The sequence below is a fragment of the Rhodothermales bacterium genome (genome assembly GCA_034439735.1).
Classification (GTDB): domain Bacteria; phylum Bacteroidota; class Rhodothermia; order Rhodothermales; family JAHQVL01; genus JAWKNW01.
The window spans coordinates 1-15,370 of sequence record JAWXAX010000066.1; the positions used below are offsets into that span (position 1 = coordinate 1).

The following is a 15,370-nucleotide window of genomic DNA, read 5'->3' on the forward strand; positions in this document are numbered from 1 at the left end:
CCCGTGACCCCCGCATCCGCCTCGCCCCCGGGGACCCCGTCCCCGTGCTCCACCGCGCCGACGTCTACGTGCACCCCACCTACGAAGACGGATTTGCCTACGCTCCGGTCGAAGCCCTCGCCTGTGGAGTGCCCGTTATTGTAACGGAAGATACCGGCATGAAAGAGCGCGTCCGGGAAGGGGAGACGGGTTTCGTCGTCCCGACGGGCAGCTGGGAAGCGATCCTTGACAGACTGGAATACATCGCGAAACACCCCCTCACTTTTGATGTGGGCGCTACTGCCTCCGCATCCGCACCGGGTGATTAACAGATGGACCAACAGGCATTGCCACACGATCCGCCCTCCATACAACCCCCTGCTCAACCAGACCGCTCGGAGTTTCCGTTGCGCGCCTTTTTTGGCCACCACAAGTGCGCCTCGGGGTGGATCGATAACATCTTGATGGAGATCAGCTTCCATATGGGCATCCGGTTCGCGATGGCCCATATACCGGCTCACTTCGAACCCTACGGCTCGCTCGATGGGTTTGTCGAGGCCCGGAAGGTCGATTTCCTCGCTTACACCAATGCCGACAGCCGGCACCTCGCTGGCTGCACCTTCTACAAAGGCTTTCATGTCGTTCGCGACCCGCGCGACGTACTGGTCTCCGCCTATTTCTCCCACCTCCATAGCCACAGCACCCGGGGGTGGCAGGCCCTGGTGGATCATCGGGAGCGACTCCAGAATCTGCCAAAGCAGGAAGGCCTATTTTTGGAAATGGAGTTTAGCAAGACCAGCTTCGAGGAGTTTGACCGGTGGGACTACCAGCAGCCGAACGTGCTCGAGTTGAAGATGGAGGAGCTGTCGGCCACGCCGCTCGATGGGTTTCTGCGCATCGCACGTTTCCTGGAGATTCTGGATGAAGAGCGCCATAGCGCGCTCGGCGAACTGGGGACGTTGCTGAGCACGCGGCTGAATCGGCTGAACCACAAAGGCCGGCGATTCATGCCGGGGCAACTGCCGCTTTTTCCCGTGCCCCGCATTCGCCGGCACACGATCCCGCCCGATCTGATCCATCGGATCCTGGATAAAAAGTCCTTCCAACGCATGTCCGGCGGACGACGCAAAGGCGAAGAGGATGTAAAAAACCACTTCCGCAAAGGCGTCCCGGGTGATTGGCGGAACCACTTCACCCCGGAATTGCGCGCCGCGTTTAAGGCGCGGTACAACCATCTGGTAATCAAGCTGGGGTACGAAACCAGCGAGGATTGGCAGTGATGGGCCGCCGCGTCATCGGTCACTACGCACCCAACCTGTGGGCCAGCGGAGGCATCGCGACCTACGTCCGCCGCATGGGGGAGGCACAGGCCGCAGCGGGGCACGAGATCGTCTATTTCTCCGCATCCCCGGCCCACCGGGGTGAACGCCATACGGTGATCGTCGCCACCGAGGCCGACCTGTACCAACAGGCCGCCGGCCTCCGGCTCGATCTCCTGCACCTGCACAAGCCCGTGGCCAACCCCGACGCATCGCCCGTGCCGCTGGTGCGGACGATGCATGGCAACCAGGGCTCGTGCCCGACCGGTTCGCGCTACCTGGTCCGCTCCGGCACACCGTGCAATCGGATCTACTCGCCGGCCGGCTGCTTCGCGAGCCACCTCACCGAGCGCTGCGGCAGCCTGCGGCCTGACAAGCTGAAACGCCATTTTGGCGGCATTAAAAACGAATTACGCGCCGGCGCGCGGATGCACACCTTTACCGTGAGCGGTTATCTGCGTGATCGGATGCTCGCCACGGGCTTCGCTCCCGAACGCGTCCACACCCTGCTGTCTCCGGCGCCGGAAGTGGCCGCGCCCTACACGCCGCCGCCGGCCGAGGGCGTGCCCCGGTTCGTCTTCCTGGGCCGGCTCGTGAACCAGAAGGGGGTGGAATGGCTACTGCGCGCGTTCGCGCGGGTAAAAGGCCAGGCCCACCTGGATATCGGGGGCGAAGGACCGCTTCAAGGGAAGCTCGAGGCGTTTTGCCGGAAGCACGGGCTGGTCGACCGCGTTACGTTTCATGGCTGGGTGAAAGGCGATGCCGTGCCGGCCCTCATCCAGGGCGCGCGGGCGGTGGTGTTTCCCTCCGTCTGGCAGGAGCCGGCCGGGCTGGTGACCCTAGAGGCTGCTGCCTACGGACGCGCGGTCATCGCTAGCGACGTCGGCGGCATCCCCGAATACGCGCTCGACGCGTTCGCCCGGCGGGTGCCTCCGAACGACGTGGACGCCCTCGCCGGCGCCATCGACGGATTGATCGCCTCGTACGACGAGGCCGAAACGATGGGACGGGAAGGCTACCGCCTGGCCCGTACACAATTTTCAATGAGTCAATTTATCGAACGGTTGGATGGGCTCTACACCATGGCGCCATTGTAGAGACACGACACATCGTGTCTCCCTTTTTCGTCCACAAACGTCGGTTTTTTTGAACCGTCCGTTAACGTTCGTTTTTGAACCGTCCGTAAACGTTCGTTTTTGAACCGTCCGTAAACGTTCGTTTTTTGAACCGTATAGACACGATACATCGTGTCTCCGCTAACACATTCACAGATTCCGGGACATGAGTCAGGCAACGCTTCATCCCACTTTTTCGACCACCCAGGGCGCCATTCCCGCGAGCGCCCCCGTTTCGGATGTCGAGACCAGCATCGTCCTGGGAGCGCCCCGTTCGGGCACGACGTATCTGATGCGGTTGTTGACGACGCTGCCCGAGACCGAGTGCCTCATCGGCACCCTCGTGTCCACGTCGATCCCTCAGCTGGTGCACCACCCCGAGATGACGCCGGCCGTGTACGACGGGCTCGCCGTCGCCTTCGAGCGCTCGATCGACGCATACGTGCATTCCGGTCGCGTCCACTCCCGCGCCGCCGCGCTCCAGAAGTGGGCCAACGCCCGCTCGGGCTTCGGGGGGCTGGTGCGTGCGCTCCGGGGGATCCGGACGGTGAAGCGGATGATCTACAAAGAGCCCTTCCTGAGCTTCGCGCCGGCGTTTGTCGATCGCGCCTTCCCGAACGCGCCGCTGATCCACATCTACCGCGACGGGCGGGATGTCGCGCAGTCGCTCGTCAAAACCTACAAGGTGCTGACCGACGAGAGCCTTACCAGCCTTCAGGCCTCCGAAATGCGATTCGGCCGGCCGTTCGACCACCGGTTCGTGCCGTGGTGGGTCGAGGAAGGGCGCGAGGATGAGTTTATCGCCAGCACCCCGTACGTCCGATCGATCTGGATGTGGAAGTACATGGTGCGCCTGTGCCACACGTATTACGACCAGCCGGCGCTCACACAAAGCGGCCGGATCATGCTGCTCGGCTACGAGGATCTCATGCGCGACCCGAAGAAATTCGGCGCCGCCATCCTGGACCACCTCGGCGAAAAACCGAATAAGAGCTACATGAAGATGTTGGCCGAGGCCCATCCGCGGTCCATCGGCAACTACAAACGCGTCAACGCCGAGGACATTCGCGACGCCGAACGCGTCGCCGGCGAAGAGCTGGCGCTGTACGGGTACCGGTAACCTCCCCATGAACATCCACCTCTTATATCCCGTTTTGCCGCCCGTGGTGGATGGAATAGGCGACTATACCCGTTGCCTGGCGATGGCGCTTGCGGATCAGGGGCCGGTGACGATCTGGTCGAACCAGCATGCTTACGCGCCCATCGAGCGGGTATCCGTGCGATCCGCGTGTGAGATCGATCGGCCGCGCCGGATGGGGCCGCTGGCCGAGGCGGTAGTGGGGCAGGCGCCGGACTGGCTGGTGGTGCAGTATAACCCGTTCAGCTACGGAAAGTGGGGGTTTAATCCGGCGCTGCCGGCGGCAATTCGGAGCATCCGCAAGGCCGGCGTGCGCATGGCGTTGATGGTGCACGAGCCCTACGTGCCGTTTACCGACTGGCGCTCGGTGGTGATGGGCAGCTGGCACCGCTGGCAGCTGCGCGCCTTGATTGCTTCGTCGGACGTCGTGTTTTTCTCCATCGCCCCGTGGGCCGATACGTTTCGACGAAAACTCCCGCGGAAACGCGTCGAACACCTGCCCGTGGGGTCGAACATCCCCAACATCCACGCGCCGAGGGATCTCGCACGGCAGGCGTTGGGGATCGAGGACGATGTGCTGGTGGTCGGCGTATTCGGCAGCGCACACCCGTCCCGGCGGATCGGCTACGTGAAACACGCGATCGATGCGATTCGAGTCCGCCACCCGAAGATCCGTGTCATGAGCATCGGGACGGCCGGCCAGGTGCTTCGCCAGCAACTGGATGCGTCCGTTGTGTTGACGGACACAGGCGTGTTGCCGGCGGCGGCGGTGTCGGCCCATTTTTCGGCGATGGACCTCTACCTCACCCCGTTCAGGCGGGGCGTATCGACGCGGCGAGGCTCGTTTATGGTCGGCCTCCAGCACGGCATCGCGACCCTGAGCACCTCCGGCGAGCACACGGACGCCATACTGAGTGACCATGCCGGCGCAGCGTTTATGCTTTCCGAAGACGGCGATGTGGAGGCCTTCGCCCGCCAGGCCGTCGTCCTGGCGAACGACACCGCTTTCCGCAATCGGGTCGCGCTGGAGGGACAAGCCTTCTTTGAGCGCCGGCTGTCGTGGCCTCAAATCGCCACGCAGCTCGTGCAGGTATTACGCGAGACGGACGCCCGCCCGAAATCCCCCCGAATCTTAACCGAAAGCGCCCTGTGAGCATCCGCATCATCCGCCAAATCGACATTCCGGCAGCGGCCTATCAGACCCGTTCGAGTACGATGGGGCTGGGGCTGCTCCTGTTGTATCTGGCCATCTTCGGCTTTCTCCTCTGGGGGCAACATGCCGACCTGCTCAATTATTACTTCCCGGTCGCCTCGCTGCTCATCGCGTTCTGGTTTTACTGGGAGATGCCGGCGTTTTATCTGGGTTTTGTATGGTGGATCTGGTTTCTGACCCCCTTCGTCCGGCGGATCATCGACTACCAGATGGGCGCGTATTCGATGGATCCGCTCTCGATGCTCACGCCGTTCGCGGTGGTGATGTTGACGGTCTTCACGTTTTTCCGCTTCGGCCGGCGGCTCCTCAACCGGGTCTATAAGCCCTTTCTGTTTGTCCTGATCAGCATCGCTTATGGCCTGGGGATCGGTCTGGCCCAGGGCGTGTCGCCCGTGAGTGCGTCCCTCCAGCTGCTCGAATGGCTGTCGCCCGTGTTGTTAGGCTTCCACGTGGCGATCATGTGGCACGAGTACCCGGCCCAACAACGCGCGCTGCAGTCGACCTTCACGTGGGGCGTGGTGATCATGGGGTTTTATGGCATCTTCCAGTACTTTTTTGCGCCCGGATGGGATACGATGTGGATGGAAGGGTCGCGCATGACGTCCATCGGGCATCCGGAACCGATGGAGATCCGCGTGTTCGGCACGCTGAACGCGCCCGGCCCTTACGCGATGATAATGATGGCCGGCCTCATCTTGCTCTTCAACGGCTCGTCGCTTTTTTCGCGGCTGGCTGCCGGCCCAGGTTACGCCGGCTACCTGCTCGCCATGGTGCGCGGCTCGTGGGTGGGCTGGATACTGTCGATCATGTACCTCGTGTACCGCCTCCAGGGCGTGCTCAAGGTGCGCCTCATGTATATCCTCGGCATCGGTATCGTGCTCATGCTCCCGCTGATGATGTTCGGCCCCGTCTCAGACAAGCTCAACGAGCGCGTGGATTCGATGACCTCGCTCGAACAGGACGGCAGCTTTCAGGCCCGGAGCGACCTCTACGGCCAGGCCTCCACCCTTATCCTCGGCAACCCGCTGGGCAACGGCCTGGGCAAATTCACCTTCGATAGCGGTATCATCACCATCTTCTTTGTCCTCGGATGGCCCGGCATCGCGCTGTACATCGGCGGCCTGCTGATGTTGCTCGTTCATGCCATGCGATGCACCGCGGCGAATACGGACCAGTTCACGGTGATCATCACGTCCATCATTGTATCCTACTTCATCCTGATGGGCGCCTCGAATCAGCTCACCGGGGTGAAAGGCTGCATCGTATGGGGATTCCTGGGGATGACGGTCGCCTCGCGCTTGCATTACGGCAACCGGCTGGCGCAGACCAGATAATGGAAATAGATGATACCATGTAGCCGACCGTAGGGACACGATACATCGTGTCCGTGGACAGGTATAGTGTGCCGCCAAACAAGTATCTAGCGTGAAGATCGCCCTATTCCATACCACGTTGCCCGAACCCGGCCGCAAGCCGGGCGGGGTGGAGGTCGCCGTCCACAGGCTGGCCGACGAGCTGGCGAAAAATACGGCCGACGAGGTAACCGTATTCAGCCTCTCGCCGGCGCCGGCCGGCTTCCGCTACCACCACGTGCGCCTCTTCGAGGGCCTGCCCGCCTTCCGCGACAATCCACTGCTCCGCCTCTTTGGTCTGCCGTTATTGCTCAATGGGGCGGGGTTGCGGGGGTTCGACGTACTTCATCTGCATGGGGACGACTGGTTCTTGTTCGCCCGGAGCGGGGCCTCGGTCCGCACGCTCCACGGCTCGGCGCTGTTCGAGGCGCGCTCCGCGACATCGCTCAAACGCCGGCTGGCCCAGCTCGCCGTCTACCCCCTCGAACACCTGGCCGCTCGCCTGGCGACGGTCACGCTGGCCGTCGGTCCGAAGACGGCCGAGGTATATGGCCTGACGCAAATGGCGAATAATGGCGTCAACCTCGAGCTCTTCCATCCGGGTGAGAAGGCCGCCGCGCCGACGATACTGTACATCGGGACCTGGGAGGGCCGTAAACGCGGCCGATTTATGTTCGAGACGTTTGTCGAACACATTCTGCCGGCCCGGCCGGACGCCGAGTTGATCATGGTGGCAGACCATGCGCCGGCGCACGAGCGCGTGCGCAACGTCCGCTTTCCGGACGACGCCACGCTCGCGGCGCTCTACCGGCAGGCGTGGGTGTTCGCGTACCCGAGTGTCTATGAAGGGTTTGGCATCCCCTACATCGAGGCCATGGCCAGCGGGACCCCGGTCGTCTGTTCGACGAACGATGGCGCCGAGTATGTGCTCGAGAACGGGCGGTATGGGGCGATCACGCCGGACGACGCGTTCGGCGACGCGATCGTTGGGCTGCTGAACGAGACGGCGCGGCGCGAGGCGATGGCGAAAGCCGGCCTGGCGCGGGCGGCCGTCTTTTCGTGGCACGCCGTCGCGCGCCAGCATCGTCAGGTATACGAAGACGCCATCCGCCTCCGGCGGAATGGGCATCGCACGAACGGATCCGTATGAACCCACAGTCACATAACAAACAGGCCAGGATCAACCAGCCCAGGATCAACCTGCCCAGGATCAACCTGATTTATATCGCCAGCATCGGCCGGAGCGGCTCGACGCTGCTCGAATCGATGCTCGGCGCCCATACGCGGATCCAGACGATGGGCGAATTGCACATCTGGCCGCATGAAATCGAGCAGGGCGGCGTCCGCCCGTGCAGCTGCGGCGAGTTCGTCGAGCAGTGCCCGTTCTGGTCCGAGATGCGCCGGCGGGTAGACCCGCTTGCCCAGCCTGAGCCCCGGCTCCATTTCTTCCGGGAGAAACACAACGGCGGCCGGACGCTCCGCCTTCCCAAACTGGCGGCGTTTAAACGGGGCTTCACGCCCACAGGCGAAAGCAAGCGTCAGATCGACACCTACGGACGAAACAACGCCGACATCTTCACCACGTTTGTGGCGCTGATGAAGGAGCAGCTCGGGGAGACGCCGGACTGGATCGTCGACGCCTCGAAGGACCCGTATCGCCTCGCCTGGCTGCATCACTCCGGCCTCTTCAACCTCAAGGTGATCCACCTCGTCAAGGACCCACGCGCGTTCATCTATTCGGTGACCAAGCACCTGTCCGATGCCGACGCCGGCTTTAACCTACACAAACGGCTGTATTATACCGGTCGGCAGTCCGGTGCCTGGATCACGCAGAATGCCCTGTTTTCGCGTCTCGCGGCCAGCTTCTTCGACGCCGGCACCTACCAGCTCATCAACTACGAGACGCTCGCGACCGACCCCGAAGGCACGTTCCAGGCCGTGTGCGACTTCCTCGGCACGCCCTACGAGGCCGACGCCGTCCACAACTTCCGCGAAGGCAGCGTCCACACCATCGCCGGCAACCCGATGCGCTACGAAAACCGCGGCATCTCGCTCGACGAAAAGTGGAAAACGAGGCTGCCGGCTTCAAGCCGAACGCTGGCGTCGCTGCTTACTGCCTCGACGAAAGCGCGGTATGGGTACAGGTGATCGCCCGGTCGCTTTTATTAAGACAATGCCGATAAAGACAACGAAAAAAATCAATGTCATCTCGACCCGAATCCCCGCGGAGCGGGGATGGAGCGGAAAGACCTCCTGAAGAACAGCTATGCCCCGGTTTAGGAGGTCTCTCCGCTGCGGCCCGATGAATCGGGCCTACGGTCGAGATGACAATCGGGCACTCGCCAATCGCTAATCGCTAATCGCTAATCGCTAATCGCCAATCGCTAATCGCTAATCCATCCATGCATCCCACCCTCCATCCTTCACCCCCGGCCACCGCGCTTCGCACCCTGCGTGCGTTGCAGATCGGCGTGGGGTGGCTGCCGGATGAGAAGGGCGCCGGTCTGGATCGGGTATTTTACGCCCTCTCGCAGCATCTGCCCGACGCCGGCGTAGCCGTGCGCGGGCTGGTGGTTGGACGGCCGGATGTCCGGGATCGGACGGGCGGGGTCGTGCGGTCGTTTGCGCAGCCGACCGATTCATTGCCGGCCCGGCTGCGGGCCGTCCGCGCGGAGGTGAAAGCGGCACTGGCTGCCGAAACGTTTGATCTGGTGGCGGCGCACTTCGCCCTGTTTGCCTTTCCGGCCCTTGGCGCGTTGAAACGGACGCCGATGGTGGTCCATTTTCACGGTCCCTGGGCCGCCGAGTCGCAGGCCGAGGGCGCCTCGGGTCTGTCCATCAAGGCCAAATGGCTGCTGGAGCGCCGGGTATATCGCCGCGCCGAGCGGCTCGTCGTTTTGTCCGAGGCATTTAAACAGGTGCTCGTGGAATCGTACGGCATCGAACCGGACCGCATCCGTATCGTGCGGGGCGGGGTGCATCTGGAAAGGTTTACGGTAGACGTCTCCCGCGCCGACGCGCGCCGGCGCTTGGGCTGGCCGGTCGACCGCCCGACGCTGCTGGTCGTCCGCCGGCTGGCGCGGCGCATGGGCCTCGAAAACCTGATCGACGCGATGGACCGTGTCCGCCGGGCCCATCCGGACGCCCTGTTGATGATTGCCGGCAGCGGCCCTATCCGCGAGGAGCTGGAAGCCCGCATCGCCGAACACAACCTGTCCGAACACGTCCGCCTTCTCGGCTTTGTCCCCGAGGACGACCTGCCGGCCTCGTACGCCGCGGCCGATTTCTCCATCGTGCCCACCGTGGCGCTCGAGGGCTTCGGGCTGATCACGGTGGAATCCATGGCGACCGGCACCCCCGTGCTCGTGACCAACATCGGCGGGCTGCCGGAAGTCGTGCGCGACCTCTCGGCGGACCTCATCATGCCCGACGCCGGCGTAGACACCCTCGCGGCGTATATCGGCGACGTGTTGGCCGGCCGGCTCGTGTTGCCGTCGGCCGCGGCGTGCCGGCGATTTGTCGAAGAGCGCTACACGTGGTCGGCCATCGCGCGGCAAACCCGCGACGTATACGAAGAGGTGCTGCGGTGAAGCCTCGCATCTTGTTTGTCGACCACGCCGGCGTCCTCGGTGGCGCTGAATTGTACCTGCTCGATGTAGCGACCCGGCTTAAGGACCGCGCGCACGTCGTCGTGTTCGAACCTGGGCCGTTTGTCGACCGCCTGCGCGAGGCCGGCGTATCGGTCGATGTCCTGGCCGCGCCTTCGGCGCTGCTGGGGGTCGAGCGAGAGGGTGATGCACGGGGGGATCTGAAGGCCATCCCGGCCGTGCTGGGAATGATGAACCGCGTCCGGCGGCTGGCCCGCTCGTACGATGTCATCTTCGCCAACTCGCAAAAGGGGATGATCGTGGCCGCGCTTGCCGGCTTCCTGGCGCGCCGGCCGGTGATCTGGAACCTCCATGACATCCTTACGGCGGACCATTTCAGTGGCGCGCACCGCGCGCTGGCCGTCCAGATGGCCAACCGGCTCATCCGCCGGGTGATCGTAAATTCCGAAGCCACCCGCGTCTCGTTCACCGCCAGCGGTGGACGAACGCCCACCGCGACCGTCTTCAACGGCCACGACCCGGCGGTTTTCGACCGCGTCCCCGAGGCCGACATCGCCGCGCAGCGAATGGCGCTCGGGGCGGACCGGTATCGGCTGGTGGGTGTCTTCAGTCGGCTCGCGCCCTGGAAAGGGCAACACGTGTTGCTTCACGCCCTGCCCGCGCTGCCCGACGTACGGGCCGTGCTGGTGGGCGGCGCTTTGTTTCAGGACGACCGGGACTATGAGGCGCAACTCCGCCAGGAGGCGGAGGCGCTGGGCGTGGCGGACCGCGTAATGTTTCTGGGCTTCCGGTCGGACGTGCCGCTGCTCATGCGCAGCATGGACATCGTCGCGCACACCTCGGTCTCTCCCGAGCCGTTCGGACGGGTGATCGTGGAGGGGATGCTGGCCGGCAAGCCCGTCATCGCCGCCGGCGCCGGCGGGGCCCTCGAAATCATCGACGATCCGTCCGTCGGCCTGTGCACGCCTCCGGGCGACACCACGGCGCTCGAACGGGCGATCCGCGGCGTGCTCGACGATCCCGCGCGGGCCGAGCGCATGGCGCGTGCCGGCCGGGCGTCCGCCGAGGATCGATTTACCATCGACCGCACCGTTCAAGATATCAACGATCAGATTACCCACGTGCTTGGTGATTCCTATGGCGCTACAACGCATAAAACAGCCGCTCCTCCGATTCAAGTTTGAGGTGCGATCGCTGCTCGCCCGCGAACCGGGTCTGCGGGTGTTCTACCAGCCATTTATCTGGTGGGCGCAGCGGAAGGCCGTGGGGCACATTGACCCCGCGGAGTGCACCGTTGCGGCCGATACACAGTTTGTGATCGATGGCTTCCAGGGCTCGGGCAACAGCTTCGCCACGGTGGCCTTCAAACGAAGCCAGGAGCGGCCGTTGCGGCTGGCGCATCACCTGCACTCGCCGGCCCAGATCATCCAGGCCGCCCGCGCCGGCAAACCCGTGCTCGTCACCATCCGCGAGCCCCGCGGCGCGGCCATATCCCTCGTCACGCGGTGGCCTTACGTCTCCCTGCGCCAGGCCGTGCGGGGGTACATCCACTTTTATGAGAAAGTCCTACCCGTCGCCGCGGCGTGCGTGATCAGTCCGTTTGAACTGACCACCAACCACCTCGATCAGGTCTTCGGGGCCGTGAACGCCCGTTATGGCACCGATTTCGGGATCTTCCACCACACCGAGGCCAACATGAACGCCCTGCGGGATCCGGAGAAGCTGGACTCCGCCGGCGAGCGCAAACGCAAGGAGATGAAGGCCGCGATGCAGGCCGAACTCAAGAAGTCCGACTACGCGGCGCTGCTCCAGCGCGCCGAAGACGTGTACCGGAAGATGTCGGCCCACGGCCTCGCCCTGCGCGAGTCGCACCCGGTGGACCAGAAGGCGGGTGCCTGAACGGATGCGCAACAGCTATTACGTCTGCCTCGGGCAGGGCAAGCCTCCTGTCGTGTGGGATCCATTCGACCGCAGCCGGCAGATCAACCTGCACACCGACTACTTCGGCCGGGCGATGATCGCCCTCGAGCAGGAGCTTGTGGAAGGGACGTACCAGGTTTATCTGACGTGGGATCTGGATGAGCTGCCGGCCTACGGAGACCGCGTCGTCGCGGTGGTGTTGGGGGATGAGTGGTGCCGCGTGCCAGCCTACGCAAACCGGGTCCGCCAGGTGTTTAAGTGTTACGGCTTCGGGCCGGAGCTGGGATATAATTTCTTCAGCCGGCCCACCTATCAGCGCGTCCTGACCCTGTTTCAATTTGTCCAGGCGTGGATCCCGTACCTGCCGGGGCGCCTCCGGTCGATGTCTGGATCGGGGGGGCGCCCACTGGCCGAGCGCATCCTGCCCATCCCACTCGGGTACGCGAACCAGATCGAACTGCCCATCAAACCGCTGTCCGAGCGCCAGTTCGACCTCTCGTTTGCCGGCAGTGTCGTGCACAAGCCATACCCCGTCTGGTCGCCGAAGCGGTGGTTTCAAACGCCCAAAAGCAACGCCAGGCGGGCCATGCTCGGCGCCCTGCGGCGCCTGGTGACCGCGCGTCCCGAGTGGGCGATCGATCTTAAGATCACCGAAAGTTACAAGGCCATTCGCTCCGCCGATCCAAACGAGTATTCGACGCGGATGATGGATACGCGCATCTGCCTCGCCCCCCGCGGCACCTCCATCGAGACCTTTCGGTTTTTTGAGGGGATGCGATACGGGTGCATCGTGCTCACCGAGCGACAGCCGTCGCGTTGGTTCTACGACGGGTCGCCGGCCGTGATCGTGGACGACTGGAGCCGGCTCGAAGACGTGCTTGAGGGGCTTTTGGGGGATCCCGCTCGAATGGCGTCTCTCCACGAAGCATCGCTCCGGTGGTGGCGCGACGTCTGTTCGCCTGAGGCCCTGGGGCACTACATGGCGACGCGCTTGCAGGGCTTGGCCTCACCCGCGAAGTAGCCCGATCACCCTATGCGGATGCGCCATCCCACCCCGGCCGCCACGGCCCTGTCGGCGTATCCTGGTATCGTCTACGCGAACCGCGTCTGGAAAGAGAATCTTCAATCCCAGCGCTCCATAAAGGCGCCCCCGTGAAGGCCATGTGGAGACGTTTCGTTTTTACCCGTGCATGCACAGTTTCGTGACACTCTCGGGGCAGAAATGGAATCGTTTGTTTCTCGCTTCGTAAACGCTTTTCGCTATTATAATCGTCAGATCTCACGTCAATCCCCCCGGCGTGAGAACGGGCTTCATCTTTGCGTATTGACCCCGGTGAAAACCAGCTGGCGCGCCGCACCTCTCGTTCCGCCACCGAGGGCCGCGTCCATCTCCTTCCCCAGAGGAAATCTCGGGTTGTGCGTTTTTAGCTCCTGGTCGATACGGGTCCTGATACCCTCGACGCGCGCCGCCCCTCGCCGGCCCTTCGCATACTCCGATTACGGAATGATTCCAGGTGCCGACTGCTTCCGGCGCTACCCGCGCCTACTCCCTGGGTCGTATTTGACCTCTGGGCCGTCGGCGTTTTTCTCGGGGTGGGAGGACAGCACTATACCCAGTAAAAGCAGGTCAGGGGACCTGTTCTAGATATGGCGCTTCCGTTGGAATGCGCTCCACCGTCTACACGACTGCCGAAGTATCCATGCAAGCAACACGTACTCCGATCCGCTCTTCCGTTCGCAAAGGAGGCCTTCTGCTGAGTCTGATCCTTTTCAGCCTGCCGCTGGCTGGCGCGTTCCACGATGCTCCTGTTACGCCAGGGCGTCTCGCGGCTGCGGTGCGCATGGCGCCGGTAGCCGTCGATGATACGTATGATGTGGTCGAGGGGACGACGTTCGTATCCGCCGCGCCGGGTGTGCTTGGAAACGACACAGGCGCCACTACGGCCTCCCTTGTGACTGGTCCTGCCCATGGAACGCTTCAACTGAATACCGACGGCTCGTTCACCTACACGCACAACGGTCTGAACACGACCCCGGATTCGTTTACGTACCAGGCGTCCGACGGCGTAAATACAGATGTGGCCACGGTGTCGCTCAGTATCACGAGCATTAACTTCGGGGTGTCTGCGCTTACCAACCATGCGGCGAATAAACCTACGGCGATCCAGTTCGGGCCGGACAGTCTGCTATACGTGCAGCAGAAAGTGGGGCAGACCCGCATCATGAAGGTGGTGCGAGACGCCGCGAATACCTATCGAGCGGAGAGCCAGGTGGTCGTCACGTTGGTCCGAAACGTCCCCAACTACAACGACGACGGCACGTCCCGTCCTACTGATACGAACCGCCAGGCTGCCGGCATGGTCGTGACGGGCACAGCCTCGAACCCGATTGTCTACGTCTCCTCCAGCGATCCGCTGGTGGGGGGCAACGGCGGCGCGGACGACACGAATCTCGATACAAACTCGGGCGTGATCTCCAAACTTTCCTGGATCGGCTCCAGCCGGACGGACCCTGCCGGCTTCTGGGAACGGGTGGATATCGTGCGCGGCCTGCCCCGCTCGGAAGAGAATCATGCGGTTTTTGGCCTCGCCCTGAGCCTCACGGGGGATACCCTCTACGCGGCCGTCGGGGGGTTTACAAATGCCGGCGCGCCGTCGAATAACTTCGCATTTATCACCGAGTACGCGTATGCAGGCACGATTGTCGGGATCAACCTGCCGGTCATCAACGCCATGCCTACCCTTACCGACGCTCGCGGCGCGAAGTACAAATACAACATGCCCACGCTGGACGACCCGACGCGCGCCAACGTGAACGGCATTTCCGACCCGAACGCACCCGGTTATAACGGCATCGACGTCGGCGATCCCTGGGGGGGCAACGACGGTCTGAACCAGGCCAAGATCGTCCTCGGTCAGCCCGTCTTCTTGCACGCGACCGGTTTCCGCAACCCGTATGACCTCGTCGTGACCCGCACCCCGGGCCGCGCCGGCCGGATGTATGCCATCGACAACGGCGCCAACGGCGGCTGGGGCGGGCACCCGGTGGGCGAAGGCATGGCCGGCGTGTGTACGAACCAGTACGATCCGCTTGAGCCGGGTTCGAGTTCGGCCGGCCCGAACGACCCGCAAGTCAACAACAAAGACAACCTCGATTTCGTCCGCGAACTCGTCCCGGGCCAGCGGTTCTACGGCGGCCACCCGGCCCCGATCCGCGGCAACCCGGCCGGCGCCGGTCTGTACACGGGTGACTACAACGCGGACCCGCTCCTGAACACGGGCGTCTGGCGCGACGGCAGCGACCCGCTTCATCCGTTGCCAGCCGACTGGCCGCCCGTCCCGGTCGGGATGGCCAACCCGGTCGAATGCGACTTCCGCAACCCGGGTGAAACCGACGGCTCACTCGCAACCTTCTTCGTCTCCACCAACGGCCTCACCGAATACACAGCCTCGAACTACAACAATAAGTTCAAGGGAGACCTCTTCGCCGCCGGCTACAATAACAATACGATCTATTATATCGACCTGAACGAGGCCGGCGACCAGGTCATGAACAAACACCTCGCCGGCAACGGCACCAAGGCGTTTTTCACGAACTTCGGCGATATCCCGCTCGACGTCATCGCCCAGGGCGACACCGATCCGTTCCCCGGCACCATCTGGGCGGCCGACTTCGCCAGCTACGACATCTGGGTGTTTGAGCCGGGCGATTACGGCGGCGCCGCCG

13 protein-coding genes are annotated in these 15,370 nt (G+C 63.5%); all 13 read left to right on the plus strand.

Annotation, left to right across the window (positions count from 1 at the left end; all coding sequences use genetic code 11):
• The coding region (locus tag SH809_04615; GenBank protein ID MDZ4698970.1) for a glycosyltransferase at positions 1–308 on the plus strand (308 nt) is incomplete at its 5' end.
• Positions 309–386: 78 nt separating this feature from the next.
• Complete coding sequence (locus SH809_04620) at positions 387–1,259, plus strand: sulfotransferase domain-containing protein (protein ID MDZ4698971.1); 873 nt, start codon at positions 387–389, stop codon at positions 1,257–1,259.
• Positions 1,259–2,395, plus strand: coding sequence for a glycosyltransferase family 4 protein (locus SH809_04625; protein ID MDZ4698972.1), 1,137 nt, complete (start codon positions 1,259–1,261; stop codon positions 2,393–2,395). Before SH809_04620 ends, SH809_04625 begins: the two co-directional genes overlap by 1 nt.
• A 184-nt stretch (positions 2,396–2,579) precedes the next feature.
• Entirely contained in the window at positions 2,580–3,533 is a 954-nt protein-coding gene (locus tag SH809_04630) for a sulfotransferase (GenBank protein MDZ4698973.1), read from the plus strand.
• Between the two features lie 7 nt (positions 3,534–3,540).
• Positions 3,541–4,704 (plus strand): hypothetical protein, encoded by a 1,164-nt coding sequence (locus SH809_04635; protein MDZ4698974.1) that lies wholly within the window; start codon positions 3,541–3,543, stop codon positions 4,702–4,704.
• Positions 4,701–6,098, plus strand: coding sequence for a hypothetical protein (locus tag SH809_04640; protein ID MDZ4698975.1), 1,398 nt, complete (start codon positions 4,701–4,703; stop codon positions 6,096–6,098). Before SH809_04635 ends, SH809_04640 begins: the two co-directional genes overlap by 4 nt.
• A gap of 91 nt (positions 6,099–6,189) precedes the next feature.
• Complete coding sequence (locus SH809_04645; GenBank protein MDZ4698976.1) at positions 6,190–7,266, plus strand: glycosyltransferase family 4 protein; 1,077 nt, start codon at positions 6,190–6,192, stop codon at positions 7,264–7,266.
• Positions 7,263–8,264 (plus strand): sulfotransferase, encoded by a 1,002-nt coding sequence (locus SH809_04650; GenBank protein ID MDZ4698977.1) that lies wholly within the window; start codon positions 7,263–7,265, stop codon positions 8,262–8,264. The genes SH809_04645 and SH809_04650 overlap by 4 nt, the downstream gene beginning before the upstream one ends.
• Before the next feature lie 254 nt (positions 8,265–8,518).
• Positions 8,519–9,706: a glycosyltransferase family 4 protein gene (locus SH809_04655; GenBank protein MDZ4698978.1), complete on the plus strand. Its 1,188-nt coding sequence runs from the start codon at positions 8,519–8,521 to the stop codon at positions 9,704–9,706.
• Positions 9,703–10,908 carry a glycosyltransferase family 4 protein gene (locus tag SH809_04660; GenBank protein MDZ4698979.1) on the plus strand — a complete coding sequence of 402 codons (1,206 nt, stop codon included), beginning with the start codon at positions 9,703–9,705 and terminating at the stop codon, positions 10,906–10,908. Before SH809_04655 ends, SH809_04660 begins: the two co-directional genes overlap by 4 nt.
• Positions 10,862–11,623: a hypothetical protein gene (locus tag SH809_04665; GenBank protein ID MDZ4698980.1), complete on the plus strand. Its 762-nt coding sequence runs from the start codon at positions 10,862–10,864 to the stop codon at positions 11,621–11,623. Before SH809_04660 ends, SH809_04665 begins: the two co-directional genes overlap by 47 nt.
• A gap of 4 nt (positions 11,624–11,627) precedes the next feature.
• Positions 11,628–12,665, plus strand: coding sequence for a glycosyltransferase (locus tag SH809_04670; GenBank protein ID MDZ4698981.1), 1,038 nt, complete (start codon positions 11,628–11,630; stop codon positions 12,663–12,665).
• Between the two features lie 679 nt (positions 12,666–13,344).
• A partial coding sequence (locus SH809_04675) for an Ig-like domain-containing protein (protein MDZ4698982.1) occupies positions 13,345–15,370 on the plus strand: 2,026 nt, incomplete at its 3' end.

Bases quoted from the DNA above. Each gene is read 5' to 3' on its own strand.
- SH809_04630 (MDZ4698973.1), top strand. From the start codon at position 2,580: ATGAGTCAGGCAACGCTTCATCCCACTTTTTCGACCACCCAGGGCGCC.
- SH809_04650 (MDZ4698977.1), top strand. From the start codon at position 7,263: ATGAACCCACAGTCACATAACAAACAGGCCAGGATCAACCAGCCCAGG.
- SH809_04670 (MDZ4698981.1), top strand. From the start codon at position 11,628: ATGCGCAACAGCTATTACGTCTGCCTCGGGCAGGGCAAGCCTCCTGTC.
- SH809_04655 (MDZ4698978.1), top strand. From the start codon at position 8,519: ATGCATCCCACCCTCCATCCTTCACCCCCGGCCACCGCGCTTCGCACC.
- SH809_04635 (MDZ4698974.1), top strand. From the start codon at position 3,541: ATGAACATCCACCTCTTATATCCCGTTTTGCCGCCCGTGGTGGATGGA.
- SH809_04625 (MDZ4698972.1), top strand. From the start codon at position 1,259: ATGGGCCGCCGCGTCATCGGTCACTACGCACCCAACCTGTGGGCCAGC.
- SH809_04665 (MDZ4698980.1), top strand. From the start codon at position 10,862: ATGGCGCTACAACGCATAAAACAGCCGCTCCTCCGATTCAAGTTTGAG.